We start from the raw sequence: 14,824 nt of genomic DNA on the forward strand, positions 1-14,824 counted from the left end.
CATGCGCCCGGCGTGAACTGCGGATTTTCTGATGATCTGGGCTAACGCGTGTCATGTGCCCGGATATCCGGGCGTGGTTCACCGGCCTCCTTCCGGGAATGGGCATCGGTGATTGGGTCGACACTGAGTGAACCGCGCAGAGAACCGGTTGGGTATCCCCGAACGGCCGGGGATGCCGTCAAACCCGTCGAAGATCGGTGGAACGGGGGCGCAACATGGCGCGCGAGCGGAACGAGAAACTTGCCGCTGTCATCGCGGAAACCGGATGGTCCCAACCGAAAGTCGCGGCGGCCGTCGTCCGTGTCGCCTCCGAGACCGGCGCGGAAGAGCTCCGGTCCGTCACGCGCTCGCATGTCGCAATGTGGATCGCAGGTACGCATCCCTCCGGGAGGGCGCCCCGCATCTTGTGCGAGGCGCTGTCCCGCCGACTTCAACGCCCTGTCACGCCCGCCGAGATCGGACTGGACTCGCTGGACACCCCCGGTACCGGCGCTTGCGAATGGCATACCGATACGCTGACCGCGCTGGTAGAACTCGGGAGCGCGAACGTGGATGTGGATCGCCGTCGGCTGCTTGCCGGAGCCGCGTACTCGGTGGGCGGCCTGGTGCTTCCGCGGCAGCGGTGGTGGGACCAAGCCCCGGCACAAGCTCGTTCCCGAGCCCCGCGGACCGGCCGACGGGTGGGAGCAGCGGCGGCCGACGCTGTCCGCGAAGTGACCGAGTTCTTCTCCCGACGGGACCAGCGTCAGGGCGGCGTGGACGGCCGGACGGCGCTGCACCAGTACATCTACGACGATGTCGCCTCCTACCTGGGCGGCACCTTCTCCAGCGAGGACGCGCGAAGCGGCTTCTTCGCGGCCGCTGGGGAAGCGGTTTACCTCGCGGGCTGGATGTCCTTCGACGCCTCCCTGCACGAAGAGGCGCGCCGGTACTTCACCCTCGCGGCCAAATTGGCGGCCGAAGCCGGTGACGCCCCCTGGCCGGCCATGTGCTGCGCGCCATGGCCCACCAAGCCGCCGATCTCGCATACCCCCAGCAGGCGGTCGAACTCGCCGGAGCGTCCGTCGAAGGCCGGCGCTACACCCGCGCATCCCAGCGCGAACGCGCGCTACTCGGAGTCGTCCGGGCCCGGAGCCTGGCGACCCACGGGCGAGGGCGAGAGGCGAGGAAAGCCCTCCTGCGCGCCGAGGACGACTTGGGCGCTGCGAAGCCAGGCGACGACGAACCGAGCCGCGTCTGGTTCTTCTCCGAAGCCGCCCTCGCCCATGAGACCGCACGAACGCTATGGGCTCTCGGCGAACTCAACGGAGCCGAATCCGAGTTCCAACGCAGCGTCCGCACAAGAAAAGCGGACACGTTCAGCCGGACCCACGCCGTGACCTTGGGCTACCTCGGTGCCCTGGAGGCACAGCAAGGCAGCGTGGAAGCCGCCTGCCACGTTTGGCACCAGGCACTGGACGTCATGCAGGACGTCCAGTCGGGCCGCGCCCGAGAGACCGTGGTCACCATGCGGCGGATGCTCTCGCCCTACCGCAAACGCGGTATCGGGGCGGTCGCCGATCTCGACGAGCGGGCCCGCCACGTGCTCGGGCGAGTAACCTGACCGGGCGACGCCCACGGGGTACCGGGCCCACGGGGCCGTTCATGCCCTGCGATCGGACTTGAGGAGATGCGCGTGGCCGAGCACATCCAGGTTCCCGTCGTCGCCACCGTGGTCGGTGGCGCCACAGGACGCCTCGACGACTTCAAGGGCGGGATCGAATCGGTCATCCGGCTCGCTCCCGAGTACCCGCTGGAGACGCTCCAGGGGATCGAGGAATTCAGCCACCTTCAAGTGACCTGGTTCTTCAGCGAGGGAGCGCCCGAGGACGTCGCCCTGCACGCCCGGGCCCCCAGGGACAACCCGGACTGGCCCGCCACGGGAACGTTCGTCCACCACAACCACCGGCGTCCGGCCCGCCTCGCCACCTCGTTCCCGCGGCTGCTCGGCGTGCAGGGACGCGAGCTGCGCGTTACCGACCTCGACGCCGACGACGGCACCCCGATCGTCGATTTCGTGGCCGTCTTCCAGGAGATGCTGCCGCGCGGCCCGGTGACACAGCCCTCATGGCCGAGCGAGATGCTGGCGGACTACTGGCGCGACGCGACGGAACGCTGAGAGACGGAAGCCGGCCAACCAGTCGGACCGTAGACGCCACTGTCCGACCGCGGTGCCTCCGGACGCGCTCGTGTCACTCCGGGGCTGATAGGGACGCCAAGGCCTCGGGGTTCCGGTGACGTCGGTGTCACTCTATTGCGCGATAGGGGCGGCGGGTCGGCTGCATGGCGCTGCCAGACGGAGGGGTGGCGGGTGCGGTCGGGCGTCGCTGCGGCATCGACGACGCCCCGCCTTGGCAGGTCAGCAGCGACCGTCACGCCTGCCTCCGTCGCCGGGCTTGTACATACCAGGGGCCTGTGGGGACGGACGAACGAGCTGTTACAGGTGGCCGTCTTTGACGTCGCGAAGGAACGCCGCCCAGGCATCGGCCGAGTACTCCAGATGTCCCAGCGTCCGGTTCTGCGTGTCGCGCACCAGCACCGTTTGACCTTCCGCCACCTCGACGCAACTCGCGTTGTTGCCGTTGCTGTAGCTGCTCTTGTGCCACTCGCGTGCTTCAGTCATGGAGATCTCCTAGAACCTGCCTGACCAGATCGAGACTGCCTCCGGGCGAAAGCGCTTCACCTTGGAGCGCATCGAAGGTAGCGACACACCGCCGGACTTGCGCTTCCGTCTCGATGATCTGCTCATCGAAGAAGTATTCGCAGGATGCGACTGTGGGCCGCCCATCGAAGGTGTAGACGCGGAACGGTCCAGCCAGTCCGGGGTGGAGCCGGGTGCTCCGAGGAACGATCTGGAGGCGCAGCTTGCGTGCGTCAACGCAGTCGATGAGGTACTTGAGCTGCGCCTTCATCACAGCTTCGTCTCCTACGACCCGGTGAATCACGTACTCGTCCAGCACCACCAAGACTATCGGCCGGTCAGATCGCTCAAAGACGGCCTGTTGCCGTTCCAGGCGGGACCGGAGCATGCGGTCGATTGCGTCGTCACTCGCCCAGGGCTGGGTCCCCATGAACACGGCGCGGGCGTAGTCAGGCGTCTGAACCAGCCCAGGAATCAGCAAGCCATGGTATTCGTGCAGCTCAACCGCCTTGCTCTCAAGGTCGCTGAACTTCTCGAAGCCCGCTGGGAAGAGGCCTTGGCTGTTGAAGTTCTCCCACATCCGGAGCAACCGGCCACCAGCCTCCAACGCGCTGTCGAGCGCTGTGGCGTGATCCGTCTGTGGCTTGAGCGATCCGCTCTCGACAAGGCTGACGGCAGACGAGGACAGCCCGACCCGGGACCCCAGCTGACCTTGCGACCATCCGCATGCGTCACGGCATTTACGCACCTCAGCGCCGTAGCGCTTCCACATCGGACTGATCTTCTTACGTCCCATCCACTGCCTTCCACCGCACTTCCCAGCTTTTGACACCACACGATCACCGATCAGCCACCGCCTGCCACCGGATTCGACGTTTTTTGAGTGACCGATGGCGGCCATAGCGCGGATGTCACCCGGCCCGCAGTGTGGTGCTCACAGACGGGAGCGCACGGCAGCCGGCCGACGCGCGAAGTCCCGTCGCAGGTTTCGACCGCCCACCGACTGCGGTCCTCAACAGGAAGGTGAACCGCGTGGCTGGAACCAAGCGGACAACGTCGGGCCGACATGGGCTCTGGCACGGATTCGATGAAGCATCAGGCTCCTGCGATCAGACAGCGAGCAGCACGCGCTTGCGCAGCAGGTCAGGGTTGGCGCGCCCATACATCTGACGTTTGAGCATCTTGAGCCGGTTGACGTGGCCCTCGACCACGCCGGAGCTGTGCGGCAGCGTAAGCCCGGCCACGACAGCGTCCCAGTCGCGCCCCAGGCCGCGGACGAAGGAGTCGAGTTCGGGGATCTGTTCGCTCCGCGCCGCCGTGGTCCACTCTTCCAACCGGTGGCCCTGCCGATGGGCCATCATGCGCGCGAAGCCCTGGACGCGCTCGCTGAGGCGCGCCAGTTCGGGGCAGGCGCCCAGCACCGCTGTGAGCTGCAACCGCTGCTCATGTTCGAGGTGGTCGGGATGGGTGAGGATCCAGGCGGTGACCCGGCGGGCGGTGGGCGGCCGGGCCGGCGCCGGAGGCGGCACAGCGTGGCGGCGCCACGGGCGGATGTGGTCGCGCACGCTCGCATAGCTCCCGTTGTAGCCCTGCCGGCGGAGTTCGTCCCAGAGCACGGCGGCGTTGGTGCACCCGTGGGCGAAGCGTTCGCGCAGGTAGGCGTCATAGCTCGCGACCTGGCGGGGGCGTTTGCCGGTGCCGTCGCGGGCCAGCAGGTCCTCGACGGTTGCGGCGCGTGCGAAGCGGCGCACGGTGTTGCGGGCGAGATCGAGTTCGCCGACGATCTCCATGATGGTGCGGCCCTGGTCGAGCAGGTGGTGGATCTGCTTGTGGCGCCGGCGGGTGCGTTCGGCCAGCGGCCCCTGCCGGATTCCGGGAGTTTCGGCCGGGGGCGGCTCGGCCGGCGTTGTTGTGGGTGCCGGTTCGGATGTGGTGGGCGGGAAGTCGCGGCGGTGGCGGGCGACGGCCCGTTCCACGGCCGCGGCGAGGTTCTGCCACAGATGGAAGCGGTCGGCTATCTGCACCGCGTCCGGAGCGCCTTGGGCGATGCCGTCGGCATAGCACCCGGCCCGGTCCCGGCAGACGACCTCGACCCCGGGGTGCTGGATGAGCCATTCCTTGACGGCCCTGGCCGAGCGTTCGGGCAGCACTTCCACCGGGCGTCGGGTCTGGGCATCGACCAGCAGGGTTCCGTAGACGTGGCCTTTGCGCAGGGCGAAGTCATCAACCCCCAGGATCCGGGGCACATCCGCGGGGCTTTCCGGGGTGGCGCGTACCTGGCGCAATAGCGTCATCCGACTCACGGCCGCGGCTATCCGCGCTGCCAGGCGTGCTCCGGCGCGACCGCCCAGCGCCATGCCGATGCCGGCGAGCACGTCGCTCAGCCCCCGGCTGCGCCGGGCGTAGGCCACGGTCAGACCGGGGACCTGTTCGGCGAAGATCCGACGCTTGCAGGTGGGCTCATCGCAGAAGAACCGGCGGACTTCCAGGTGGATCAGCACTTCCCGGCCGGAGACAGGAGTGTCGGCGAGGCGGCGCACATAGCGGCTATGCACGCGTGGTGACCGGGTCGCGCAGACGGGGCAGGCGGCGTCGTCGGCTTGGGTGGAGGCCGCGATCCGTACCGAGAGCCCAGCCCGGTACACGTCATCGATGCGCAGGTCCGCCAAGTGCGGAAAGAGCAGTGTGAAGAGGGAGGAGAACGACACCCCGCATCATTGCGGGATCGACCCGGCGTCCGCAGGCGATTCATCGAATCCGTGCCAGAGCCCCGACATGGACCACGGGATGCCGCCGGAACGGCTACTCCCGCCCCGTTGTCGCTGCCCCGCCGCGTCCCCTCGAGCGAGCCGAGCGTGCGCAGCGTCCTCTTCGGCCACGAACCGGAACAGGTCACCCGCGCCCGGAGCTGGTGCCGGCGGACCAGCGGCGTTCCCTACGACCGCCTCTATCCGGTGCTGTTGGCGCTTTCGGAGCTGTATACGAACGCGCTCACGCATACGGCGTCGGGACTCCCGGGCGGCAGGGTCCGAATCGACTTGACGGTACTGGCCGACGGCATACGTCTCGCCGTCACTGATCAAGGCCCTCGGCCGGGAAAACCGGCCACGCACCCGACTCTGCCCGAATCCGACCCGCTCGAAGAGCACGGCCGAGGTCTCGTGCTCGTGGATCGCCTCAGCCGCGACTGGGGCTGGCACGGGGTTCCCGGACTCCCGACAACGGTCTGGGCGCTGTTCGACCGAAGCCCCAGCTTCGGGCGGTAAGGCGCCATGGCATGGGACGTCGATGAGGATGGCGAGCGGTACCGGGCAGCGTACGCCCTGCAGCGCGAAGTCGGGATGCGCTGGCTCATCATGTGGGGACCGGGCTCGCGCGCGTTCTGGGCGTTCCATCGCGGTCCCGCGAGCATCGTCCCGCGTTCGGCCTCCACGCCTCAGCGCCTCCTCGACGAGATCGCCGCCGTCGAGCGGAGCCTCACAGCCGACCGACCGCCTGACAACCGCCGATGAACGGAACCCTCTTCTCCAGATGGGCAGCCGTAGGGCCGGCCAACTGGCAACCGCGGTTCGTTCGCCGGAGTGCGGCATTTGCGCAGTTGGACATCACTCGCATGTGGTCTTGTTGGCATTTTCCATCGCCTCAGATCCTCCGGCTCCGGTTGTCGGGTCCGACGGCGCTGGCTAGAGTCATCTCCCGATTCGGAGAGTAGTCATCTGATCTCTATGCGGATTGAGGTCTGGATTTGCGGTGTGCTGCGGCGTCTGTTGCGGTCGCGTTCGTCATAGCAGGTGGAAGCGCGTGCTCGGCCCCGCCGCAAGAGCCCGGATCCCGATCTGTTCCCGACGCATCCACCTCCTCCATCGCGGCGGAGGCCCCGTCCCCGCAAGAGCAGGCGATCCAGGCGTATGAGGGAATGATGGCGGCGGTGGTCGAGGGCACACACCGGGGAGCGACGGCCCACCCGGACCTCCAGCGCTACAGCACAGGCCAGGCCCGACGGCTGATGGACGAACTCCTCGACGGCACCACAGCCACCGGTCAACCGGTGCTCGAGCCCGAGGTGGCCGAGATCGACCTGCAGGCCGAGCCGCCGTCGATCGTGGTCGAAGACTGCCTCGACGGATCACGATGGGAGATCGCCGAGGACGACGTCGACGCCCAAGGCGAACTGAAGGAGGGCGAGGGGCCTCGCCCCGTCACCGCCACGGTGACGAAAGGGTCGGCGGCATGGAAGGTCGCGGACTGGTGGATCGGGGAGTACGGCGCTTGCGAACAGTGAAACGTTTCCCGGCGGCCGTGTGCCTGGCGACGGCAGCCGCCATTCTCGCGTCCGCAACGGTGCCCGCCTACGCCGACGGCGTCGACCTGCTGGGCAAAGCCGACTGCTCCGGATCCGCATGCGAAATCAGCGCACGGTCCGAACGGCCGGGGCAGAGCGGCACTGCTCCGGGCGGGGACGGCTCGTCCTCGGCGTCGTCCGGCTCGGTCCCGCTCGAGCCGGAGTCGCGGTGCAGTGAGCCGGAGAACGGGCGGGCGCACTGCACGACGACCCTGACCGTTCCGGCCGCCGGTGGCAGGAACGGTGTGGATGTGGCAGCGCTGGCCGAGCAGGCGCGGGCGCGGTTGGAGCTGCCGGAGACCGACATCGGATCGTCGCCGCCGATGGGCGGGATGATGGTTGTTCAGTTCCCCGTGTGGCTCTGGATCGAGAAGGACCAGTGGGAGCCGCGCACGGCCGAGGTGTCGGTGGCGGGCGGGTCGGCGTCGGTGACGGCCACCCCGCGCGAGGTGGTCTGGGACATGGGCGACGGGAACGACGTGACGTGTGCGGGGCCGGGCACGGTGTACGACTCCGCGGTGCACAGCCCCGGGGCGGAGTCGCCGGACTGCGGCTACAGCTACACGTTGTCGTCGAAGAACCGGCCGGGCGCCACCGACACGGTGACGGCCACCATCGTGTGGGACGTGGCGTGGGAGACCTCGTCCGGCCAGGGCGGGGAGCTGGAGGCGATGGAGACCAGCGCCTCCCGCCGGGTGGAGGTGGTGGAGGTGCACTCGCTGGTGGTCGACGGCTGACCGCAGCCCCTGCTACCGGTCGCGGACGACGCGGCGGGAGACCGCGGAGGGCGAGGGGCGGCCGCTGCGTGTCGGGGCCGGCGGCCGGAGCGGCCCGTGTTTGCTTTGCGGCCTGCTTTGCCGCGCGATTCGGTGCCACGATCACGCGTATTCGCGACACATCGGGGGCACACCTTGGCGCGCGCTTAAGAGTGTGCGCCCCGGGCGCAATAATCAGCGCAGGTCAGGGTGCAATCAGGGGTGCAGGGCACAGCGCGGGACTGGACACCGTCGGTGTCCTGGATCCCCGTAGGCGGCGGGCCGTGCGGCGGCCCGTTCGCCCTCGTCTCTCGGCTGGTTCCGCTCCGCGTCCGCTGTACTGATCTCTCATTCTCCATCCCTTTTATTGTTTCTTCTCTGTATTTTTGTTTTTCTCTGGTTTTGTTTCTTCTGGGTTTTCGTGGTGCCCCGGTTCGGGGGTCATGATCACCCGTGTTGGAGCCGTTCGCGGATGGTCGGATGTTTGCCTGCGGGTCTGGGGAACCCTTCGCGCGCGTGCGCGGTTCCTCCTGAGTTCGGGTGTCGCGAAAAAGGTTCCGCGGGCGGTTTGACTTCCGTTCCGGGGCCAAGTTGCTCTTGGTGGTGCCAGCGGGAACGCCGACGGAAACCGCACGGGGGAACGCCGGGCGTCTTGACTCGGCGAACGAACCCAAGCGACGTTCGGGAGGGATTCCCGAGGGCGAGGGAATGCAACCGCCCCCGGAAAGGGAGGTAAACCATGGGCGAAAGCGAGAAGCTTTTCTGTCCGCAATGCGAGGAACCGGTGCGGCACATGCCGCCGCGCATCTGGGCCACCGGCACCGACCGGCCGGCCTACAGCCACCGCGACGGTGAACCGCTGTGCCCGGTGCGCACCGGGACGGGCCACCGGCCCGCCGACCCCTTCACCCGGAGCCCGGCCGAGTAGACCGCGAGACCGAGGGGTCCCGCAAACCGAGAGCGCCCGCGCCCGAACACCCGGCGTCGAATTCCACCTCGCGACCGGGGTGGGCGCGGGCCAGCAACTACCACGATTAGTAACGAGGAGTGTGCTGTGAGCACCATTATGCCGCATGAGGCGGGCTTCCCCGCCACCTTCACGTCCCACGCGGCCGAGGCGGTCCTCTACCCGAGCCAGGTGATCACCGCCTATGCGGGCGGGCCGGGCACGGTGATCGTCTACAGCTGCCATGAGCGCCGGTACCGGGTCCGCCTGGCCGAGGAGGCCCGCGACACGACCGAGCCGGACGAGGTCCTGGTCTGCGGCCACGGCGACATCGAGATCGCCCTGGAACACGCCCGCGCTGCGGGGCTGACCCTGCGCCAGATGACCCGGCCCCTGGCCCAGGACTGCCGGGCCCACCTGGAGGCCTGGGCCGATGTGGAACGCCTCGCGGGTCTGCCCCCGGTCCTGGACCTGCGGCGCGACATGGCCCGGAGCGGGTTCCACCTCGACCGGTGCAGCCACCTCGGCACGTGCGAGGGAGCCCGGACCACGCAGGACTTCTTCGCCCACCTGCGCGTGCCGACCGTCATGGCGGCGGTGCGGCACCGGCCCCTCGGCGAGGGGCGGTCCGAGGTGCGGGGCGGGCTCTACGACATCGCCGCGGAGTTCGCCTCCTGGGACGCCCCGGTGCAGGAGGGCCTGGTGCGGACCCGCGCCAACGAGATCACCGCCGCGCTGTATCGCTACCTCGGCCGCTGACGTACCGGCGGGCGGGCGCGGCCCCGGGTGCCGCGCCCGCCCCCGTACCCGACCGAACTCCGAATCTTTGAAAGGACCGATCACCATGGCCAGCACCGCTGTGCGCACCGACATCCTCACCTGCCTGCGCGGGCGCACCGCCCCCGCCACCGCCGCTGAGATCGCCGAGGCGACCGGCCGGGGCCGCTCCACCGTCACCCAGGCCTTGCGCGGCCTGGAGACCGACGGCCGTGCCACCCGTACCCGGATGAGCCACGAGCCGGGCAAGCGCGTGGCCGACCTCTGGAGCCTCGCGGCCACCGGCGCCGCCACCGAGGGGGAGGGCGAGGCCCCCGCCTCGCCGGACCCGGACAACGACGCCCCGGGACCCGTGTCCGAGTCGCCGGCCCCGCGCGAGGCCCCGGCCGATGCGGCGACGGCCGACACACCGGAGGCGGCGGACGCACCGGTGCCCACGGCCGAGGAGGTACCGGCGCCGCGCCCGGCACCGGCGGCCGCCACCTCGCAGGAGGTTCCGAAGAAGAAGGGCGCGGCCGACTCGGACACCCGCACGCGGGCACCGGAGCAAACCGACGGGGCGGCGCAGACGAACAAGGTCAGCCGTACGACCCGGCTGGAGCCGGGCGGGCTGCGGAAGATCGTCAAGGCCATCCTCGACTCCGAACCGGAGGAGGAGTTCTCGCCCACCGAGATCAGCCACCTGCTGCGCGGGCGCAGCGTCGGCGCGATCCAGAACGCCCTGGCCCGGCTGGTCAAGGACGGCGAGGCCGAGCTGACGTGTGAAGCCCCGCGCCGCTACAGCGCCGCCTGAGGCCGAGGGCGGGTGCCCGGGCGCGTGTTCTTCCGCCCCGGGCGCCCGCCCTTCGTGCTTGCCCGGAGGCCGTGGGGGCTTCGGGCGCGCGTGTGTGTGCGGTGTCCAATCCGGCGGTGGGGCCGGCTTTGTTCGGGGGAGGCAGGACCCTTCGGGGCGAGAGCTGGCGAGGTGGGTGGATGCGGCGGACAGCGCGACGGCCGACGGTTGGCGGAGGTTCTGCGTGCGAGGGCGGCGGTGGTGCCCGCGGTTCGGTCCGGGGCAAGGGGGCCCGGCCGCCGACGTGCGGGGGCCGGGCGCCGAGATCGCGGCGTCGGCCGATCGCCCGGATGCCCCCGCGAAGCCCGCAAATCGGGCTGCGGTGGCGAGGTTTTTCGTGGATCCGATGGGTGAGTCCACGAATCCGCTTGTGATCGGGGCGGAGTGGAGCGGCCATGGGGCCGCTCCCGCACCGGCGGGAGCGGCCGACCACGCCCAACCTCGACCCCGTACCGGAAGGAGGAGGCGATGGGAAACACCGGCGACGGGCCGGGGCGGTCGATGACCGCTGAGGAGGTGGCCCGCCTGCCGGTGGTGCTGGATCCGGTCACCGCCGGGCGCCTGCTGGGGATCGGGCGCACCAGCACCTACCGGCTGCTGGAGACCCGGGCGTTTCCCGCCCCGGCCTTCCGGGCGGGCAAGCGGTGGCGCATCCCCACTTCCGGGGTGTGCGCCCTGCTCGGGCTCGCCTACCCGCCCACCGGCGGGACGGGCACGGGCGGCGGGGGTGGTCGGCCTTCGGATTCCGACCAGGAAAGGTGACCGATGGCCATCCGCGAGGGATCGGTGTTCAAGCGGTGCAGCTGCCGCGACGACACCACAGGCAAACCGTTGGGGACGAGGTGCCCCAAGCTGAAACGGCCCAATGGGGGCTGGAACTCCGCCCACGGAACCTGGGCTTTCCAGATCGAGTTGCCCCGACGCGCCTCCGGCGCGCGGCGCCAGGCGCGGCGGATCGGGTTCGACACCCAGGAAGCCGCGCGCGACCACCTCGACCACATCAAAGCGGCACTGGCGGTGGCCGAGGGAGACGAGCAGGCCGCGATCAAAGTGGCCGACCTCATCGAAGCGGCGATCGCGAAGCGCACCGACCTCCCGGGCACGGACGAGGTGCGGCGGCGTATCGGCGGGGGCGCCGATACCCGCGAGCAGGTGCCCACGGTGGGCGAGTGGCTCACCGAGTGGTTGGCGGGCAAGAAGAAGCTCGCCGCCTCCACCCGGTTGTCGTATCAGGGCCACATCACCAACTACCTCGCCCCGCACCTGGGCTGGGTCCGGTTGGACAAGCTCGGTGTGGGGCATCTGCAGATGATGTTCGAGGCGATCGAGGAGACCAACGACCACATCCGCACCAGCCGCGCCAGCGACGACCGCGAGGTTCGCGCCTCGGTGCACGGGATGCGGACCGTGAGTGTGTCCACCAAGCACCGGATCCGTGCGACGCTGCGCAGCGCCCTGTCGGCGGCGGTGTCTAGGCCGGACCTTCCGTTGCAGGTGAACGTGGCCTCGCATATCGAGTTGGAGTCGGCTCCGCGCCCGAAGCCGGTGGTGTGGAGCGCGGAGCGGGTCGCCAGGTACCGGAAAACGGGGGAGGTGCCGGCCCCGGTGATGGTGTGGACCCCCGAGCAGACCACCCGGTTTCTCGAGCGGGCGTACCGGGACCGGCTCTATGCGCTCTTCCACCTCATCGCCCTGAAAGGCCCCCGTCGCGGTGAGGCGGTCGGGCTGGAATGGGACTCGGTCCGGTTGGACGACGGCGCCATCGACATCACGACGCAGGTGGTGCAGCTGGGCTGGGACACGGCGATGTCTGCGCCCAAGAGCGCGGCCGGGCGGCGCACCGTCACCCTCGACACGGACACCGTGAAAGTCCTGAAGGCGTGGCGCAAGCGCCAGCGCCAGGAACGCCTCAAGGCCGGAGAATCTTGGACCGAGTCCGGGCGGGTGTTCACCCACCCCGACGGGACCGGGCTGCACCCGGGGTGGGTGAGCGGGTTGTTCGGCCGGATCGCGGCCGAGGCGGGCCTGCCGCCGATCAGCCTGCACGGGCTGCGCCACGGCGCCGCCTCGCTGAGTCTGGCGGCGGGGGTGGACGTGAAGGTGGTCTCGGCCGAGCTGGGCCATACCACGACCGCGTTCACCCAGGACACGTATCAGAGCGTGTTTCCCGACGTCGCCAAAGCCGCCGCCGAGGCGACGGCGAAGCTGCTGCCGTTGAAGCAGACAGGCGCCGGGGGCTGACCCCCCGGGGGGCGCGGGCGCCCTGGTCCAGGGCGCCCGCTGACGCGGTGGCGGCCCTGTATGGCCCGGTGGCGGGCTGGTGCGGGGCCGCTGGTGTGTGGGGCGCTGTCCGGCGGGCGGGGCGGTGTGTGGGGCGTGTGGCGGGTGCCGCCGCGCCCCCGGGCGGGGCTGGCGGCACGGTGTCGGCCCGGCGGCCCGGGGTGGTGCGGGTCCGGCGGGACCCTGATCGGCTAATCCGATGGGGATCTTCGGGCTGGAGTCCAGCTGGGGAGCGAGCGCGGAGCGAATTCGGAAGACAAACCGGGCGAATCGACACCCCGGAGAGTGTCTGGCAGGCCTCTCACCTGCTAAAATGTGGCGCACCTGGCAGGATTCGAACCTGCGACCGTCGGATTAGAAGTCCGATGCTCTTTCCACTGAGCTACAGGTGCTTGGTTCAATTGTGACCAGGATCCCTCACCCGTAACGACATTGTGACCTGCGTGTTGGCGGAGCGTGTTGCTCGCGTCCGGGGTGGCCCCCGGCCCGCTGGGGTGGCCGACTGGGCCGTGGGGCGGGCGCTGGTGGGGTGGGCAGGCCTGGGTGTCGTGACATTCTACGGTATTCGGAAGATGTCACCCATCGCTGGGCAAAACAATAACAACTACGGACATTCGTAGTTGCGTCTCGTTAGCACGCGCGCTCCACCAAATCGGTCCGTACCGGCCTCCCCGGACACGTTACCCGTGATTAACCGCAGGTGGGGCGCCTGTTACCGGTGTTTCGCCAAGTCGCACCGAGTCGGGCGAGGTGTGGGGTGTGCCACTCTCCCGTCGAGATCGGGGTTCCAGGCAGCTTGACCTAGAACACCCACCAGCCACCGTGGGCGACGACGAGGGCGAGCAGGTTGATGGCGGCCATGTGTTCGCCTCCTACTCGCGGGGGCCTGCGCTACTGCCGTCGCGGGATGGTGATACAGACAAGCGACACCCTTCGCCTGCGTCCGCTTTGCCCGCTCACTCTGACCGGAACTGATTACTATAAGTGATTGATTAGCAAATTCGATTACTTTAAGTAGCTGTCCTGTGGGTGTCGCGGGGGACGGTGCGCTTGCTCTACGGCCGCGCACTAACGTTGAGCGGGTGAAGAAGCAGGATCGACGCTCGGCGTGGCCGACCGCTGCGGGGCTGCTGTGCGGCGCCCTCCTGGATCGCGTGCTGCCCGATCCCGAGTCCGGGCATCCGGTGGCCGTCTACGGTCGTGCCGCAGGGCGGCTGGAGCGGCTCGTCTACCGGCCGTCACAGGGTCGGGGTGCCGCTTTCACGCTGCTCGCGGTCGCTCCCGTCGCGGCGGGCGCCGGGCTGTTGCATTCCCGGTGCGGCGGTCCCGGCGTGCGTGCCGCTGTGACCTGCGGGGTCACCTGGGCTGTCGTCGGCGGGGCGATGCTGGGGCGGGAGGCCGAGGCGATCGCCGGGGCGCTAGAGGCCGGGGACCTCGACGAGGCGCGGCGGCGGCTGCCGGGCCTGTGCGGTCGTGATCCCCAGGCTCTGGACGAGCGGGGTTTCGCCCGCGCCACGGTGGAATCGGTCGCCGAGAACACCTCCGACGCCGTGGTCGCGCCGCTGCTTTGGGGTGCGGTGCTGGGCCTCCCCGGGCTCTGCGGTTACCGCGCAGTCAACACCTTGGACGCGATGGTGGGACATCGGTCGCCCCGATACGCGCGATTCGGTTGGGCGTCTGCTCGGCTCGACGATGTCCTGAACTGGGCGCCCGCGCGGCTCACGGCCGCGCTCACGGCCGCCGCGGCGCCGGTCGTGGGAGGGTCGCCCGCCCACGTGCTGCGTATGCGGGCGCGCTACGGCTCCCGCCATCCCAGCCCCAACGCCGGGCACTGCGAAGCGGCGTTCGCCGGCGCGCTGGACCTACGGCTTGGAGGCAGGAACGTGTACGGATCCCGGGTTGAGGACCGCCCGGAACTGGGGGAAGGACGCTCTCCGGAAGTGACCGACATCCGCAGGGCGGTGCGGCTCGCCCGGACCGTCAACGCGGCCGCGGCCGGTACCGCCGCTGCGACGGCCCTGGCCCTGGCCGCACGCGGAACCCGGCCGACCCGCTCCGCGCCCGCCACGGCAGTCGACCGGTCCGGCGTGCCGACCCTCGCCGCCGGCGCACTGTCCCTGCTGCTGCGCCCAGGGGCGAAGGGGCGCCTCGCCCGCCGCCTCGCCGCGCACGCGGCATTCGGCACCCTCCGCGGACGGAGGGCCTCGTGACC

15 protein-coding genes and 1 tRNA gene are annotated in these 14,824 nt (G+C 69.9%); 12 read left to right on the plus strand and 4 right to left on the minus strand.

Translation table 11 applies throughout. The features are described 5' to 3' along the window. Nucleotides 1-1,000 precede the first annotated feature (1,000 nt). Entirely contained in the window at nucleotides 1,001-1,603 is a 603-nt protein-coding gene (locus EKD16_RS25865; protein WP_207391342.1) for a hypothetical protein, read from the plus strand. Nucleotides 1,604-1,675: 72 nt separating this feature from the next. After that, nucleotides 1,676-2,158 carry a TrmO family methyltransferase domain-containing protein gene (locus tag EKD16_RS18145; RefSeq protein WP_207391343.1) on the plus strand — a complete coding sequence of 161 codons (483 nt, stop codon included), beginning with the start codon at nucleotides 1,676-1,678 and terminating at the stop codon, nucleotides 2,156-2,158. A gap of 318 nt (nucleotides 2,159-2,476) precedes the next feature. Here EKD16_RS18145 and EKD16_RS18150 read toward each other — a convergent pair whose 3' ends face one another. From EKD16_RS18150 to EKD16_RS18160, 3 genes are all read right to left on the minus strand, one after another. After that, nucleotides 2,477-2,662, minus strand: coding sequence for a DUF397 domain-containing protein (locus EKD16_RS18150; RefSeq protein WP_131099472.1), 186 nt, complete (start codon nucleotides 2,660-2,662; stop codon nucleotides 2,477-2,479). Then, nucleotides 2,655-3,581 (minus strand): helix-turn-helix domain-containing protein, encoded by a 927-nt coding sequence (locus EKD16_RS18155; protein ID WP_131099473.1) that lies wholly within the window; start codon nucleotides 3,579-3,581, stop codon nucleotides 2,655-2,657. The genes EKD16_RS18150 and EKD16_RS18155 overlap by 8 nt, the downstream gene beginning before the upstream one ends. 208 nt (nucleotides 3,582-3,789) lie before the next feature. Next, the gene (locus tag EKD16_RS18160; RefSeq protein WP_131099474.1) at nucleotides 3,790-5,388 is read right to left on the minus strand and encodes an ISL3 family transposase; all 1,599 of its coding nucleotides are present in this window, start codon (nucleotides 5,386-5,388) and stop codon (nucleotides 3,790-3,792) included. A 147-nt stretch (nucleotides 5,389-5,535) separates the two neighbouring features. Between EKD16_RS18160 and EKD16_RS18165 the strand changes: the two genes are divergently transcribed. From EKD16_RS18165 to EKD16_RS18200, 9 genes are all read left to right on the plus strand, one after another. Further along, nucleotides 5,536-5,946 carry an ATP-binding protein gene (locus EKD16_RS18165; protein WP_131099475.1) on the plus strand — a complete coding sequence of 137 codons (411 nt, stop codon included), beginning with the start codon at nucleotides 5,536-5,538 and terminating at the stop codon, nucleotides 5,944-5,946. A gap of 6 nt (nucleotides 5,947-5,952) precedes the next feature. After that, entirely contained in the window at nucleotides 5,953-6,192 is a 240-nt protein-coding gene (locus tag EKD16_RS18170) for a hypothetical protein (protein WP_131099476.1), read from the plus strand. A gap of 416 nt (nucleotides 6,193-6,608) precedes the next feature. Continuing rightward, entirely contained in the window at nucleotides 6,609-6,962 is a 354-nt protein-coding gene (locus EKD16_RS18175; protein WP_131099477.1) for a hypothetical protein, read from the plus strand. A 305-nt stretch (nucleotides 6,963-7,267) separates the two neighbouring features. After that, the gene (locus tag EKD16_RS18180; protein WP_242677037.1) at nucleotides 7,268-7,759 is read left to right on the plus strand and encodes a hypothetical protein; all 492 of its coding nucleotides are present in this window, start codon (nucleotides 7,268-7,270) and stop codon (nucleotides 7,757-7,759) included. A gap of 757 nt (nucleotides 7,760-8,516) precedes the next feature. Further along, nucleotides 8,517-8,705, plus strand: coding sequence for a hypothetical protein (locus EKD16_RS18185; RefSeq protein WP_131099478.1), 189 nt, complete (start codon nucleotides 8,517-8,519; stop codon nucleotides 8,703-8,705). A gap of 126 nt (nucleotides 8,706-8,831) precedes the next feature. Further along, nucleotides 8,832-9,482: a hypothetical protein gene (locus EKD16_RS25460; RefSeq protein ID WP_165498604.1), complete on the plus strand. Its 651-nt coding sequence runs from the start codon at nucleotides 8,832-8,834 to the stop codon at nucleotides 9,480-9,482. 85 nt (nucleotides 9,483-9,567) lie between these two features. Beyond that, the gene (locus tag EKD16_RS25465; RefSeq protein WP_165498605.1) at nucleotides 9,568-10,293 is read left to right on the plus strand and encodes a helix-turn-helix domain-containing protein; all 726 of its coding nucleotides are present in this window, start codon (nucleotides 9,568-9,570) and stop codon (nucleotides 10,291-10,293) included. A 507-nt stretch (nucleotides 10,294-10,800) separates the two neighbouring features. Next, nucleotides 10,801-11,094: a helix-turn-helix domain-containing protein gene (locus tag EKD16_RS18195; RefSeq protein ID WP_207391344.1), complete on the plus strand. Its 294-nt coding sequence runs from the start codon at nucleotides 10,801-10,803 to the stop codon at nucleotides 11,092-11,094. 3 nt (nucleotides 11,095-11,097) lie between these two features. Beyond that, nucleotides 11,098-12,573: a tyrosine-type recombinase/integrase gene (locus EKD16_RS18200; RefSeq protein ID WP_131099480.1), complete on the plus strand. Its 1,476-nt coding sequence runs from the start codon at nucleotides 11,098-11,100 to the stop codon at nucleotides 12,571-12,573. A gap of 355 nt (nucleotides 12,574-12,928) precedes the next feature. Here the strand turns inward: EKD16_RS18200 and EKD16_RS18205 are convergent. Beyond that, nucleotides 12,929-13,004, minus strand: a tRNA-Arg gene (locus tag EKD16_RS18205). A 690-nt stretch (nucleotides 13,005-13,694) separates the two neighbouring features. On the opposite strand from EKD16_RS18205, the gene EKD16_RS18210 reads away from it, so the two are divergent. Further along, entirely contained in the window at nucleotides 13,695-14,822 is a 1,128-nt protein-coding gene (locus EKD16_RS18210) for a cobalamin biosynthesis protein (protein ID WP_131099481.1), read from the plus strand. Nucleotides 14,823-14,824 lie beyond the last annotated feature (2 nt).

This window comes from Streptomonospora litoralis (assembly GCF_004323735.1).
Classification (GTDB): domain Bacteria; phylum Actinomycetota; class Actinomycetes; order Streptosporangiales; family Streptosporangiaceae; genus Streptomonospora; species Streptomonospora litoralis.

Excerpts from the sequence above, each read along its gene's own strand:
- EKD16_RS18185 (WP_131099478.1), top strand. The coding sequence starts at position 8,517 with ATGGGCGAAAGCGAGAAGCTTTTCTGTCCGCAATGCGAGGAACCGGTG.
- EKD16_RS18150 (WP_131099472.1), bottom strand. The coding sequence starts at position 2,662 with ATGACTGAAGCACGCGAGTGGCACAAGAGCAGCTACAGCAACGGCAAC.
- EKD16_RS25865 (WP_207391342.1), top strand. The coding sequence starts at position 1,001 with ATGGCCCACCAAGCCGCCGATCTCGCATACCCCCAGCAGGCGGTCGAA.
- EKD16_RS18195 (WP_207391344.1), top strand. The coding sequence starts at position 10,801 with ATGGGAAACACCGGCGACGGGCCGGGGCGGTCGATGACCGCTGAGGAG.
- EKD16_RS18170 (WP_131099476.1), top strand. The coding sequence starts at position 5,953 with ATGGCATGGGACGTCGATGAGGATGGCGAGCGGTACCGGGCAGCGTAC.
- EKD16_RS25465 (WP_165498605.1), top strand. The coding sequence starts at position 9,568 with ATGGCCAGCACCGCTGTGCGCACCGACATCCTCACCTGCCTGCGCGGG.
- EKD16_RS18155 (WP_131099473.1), bottom strand. The coding sequence starts at position 3,581 with ATGGCCGCCATCGGTCACTCAAAAAACGTCGAATCCGGTGGCAGGCGG.
- EKD16_RS18200 (WP_131099480.1), top strand. The coding sequence starts at position 11,098 with ATGGCCATCCGCGAGGGATCGGTGTTCAAGCGGTGCAGCTGCCGCGAC.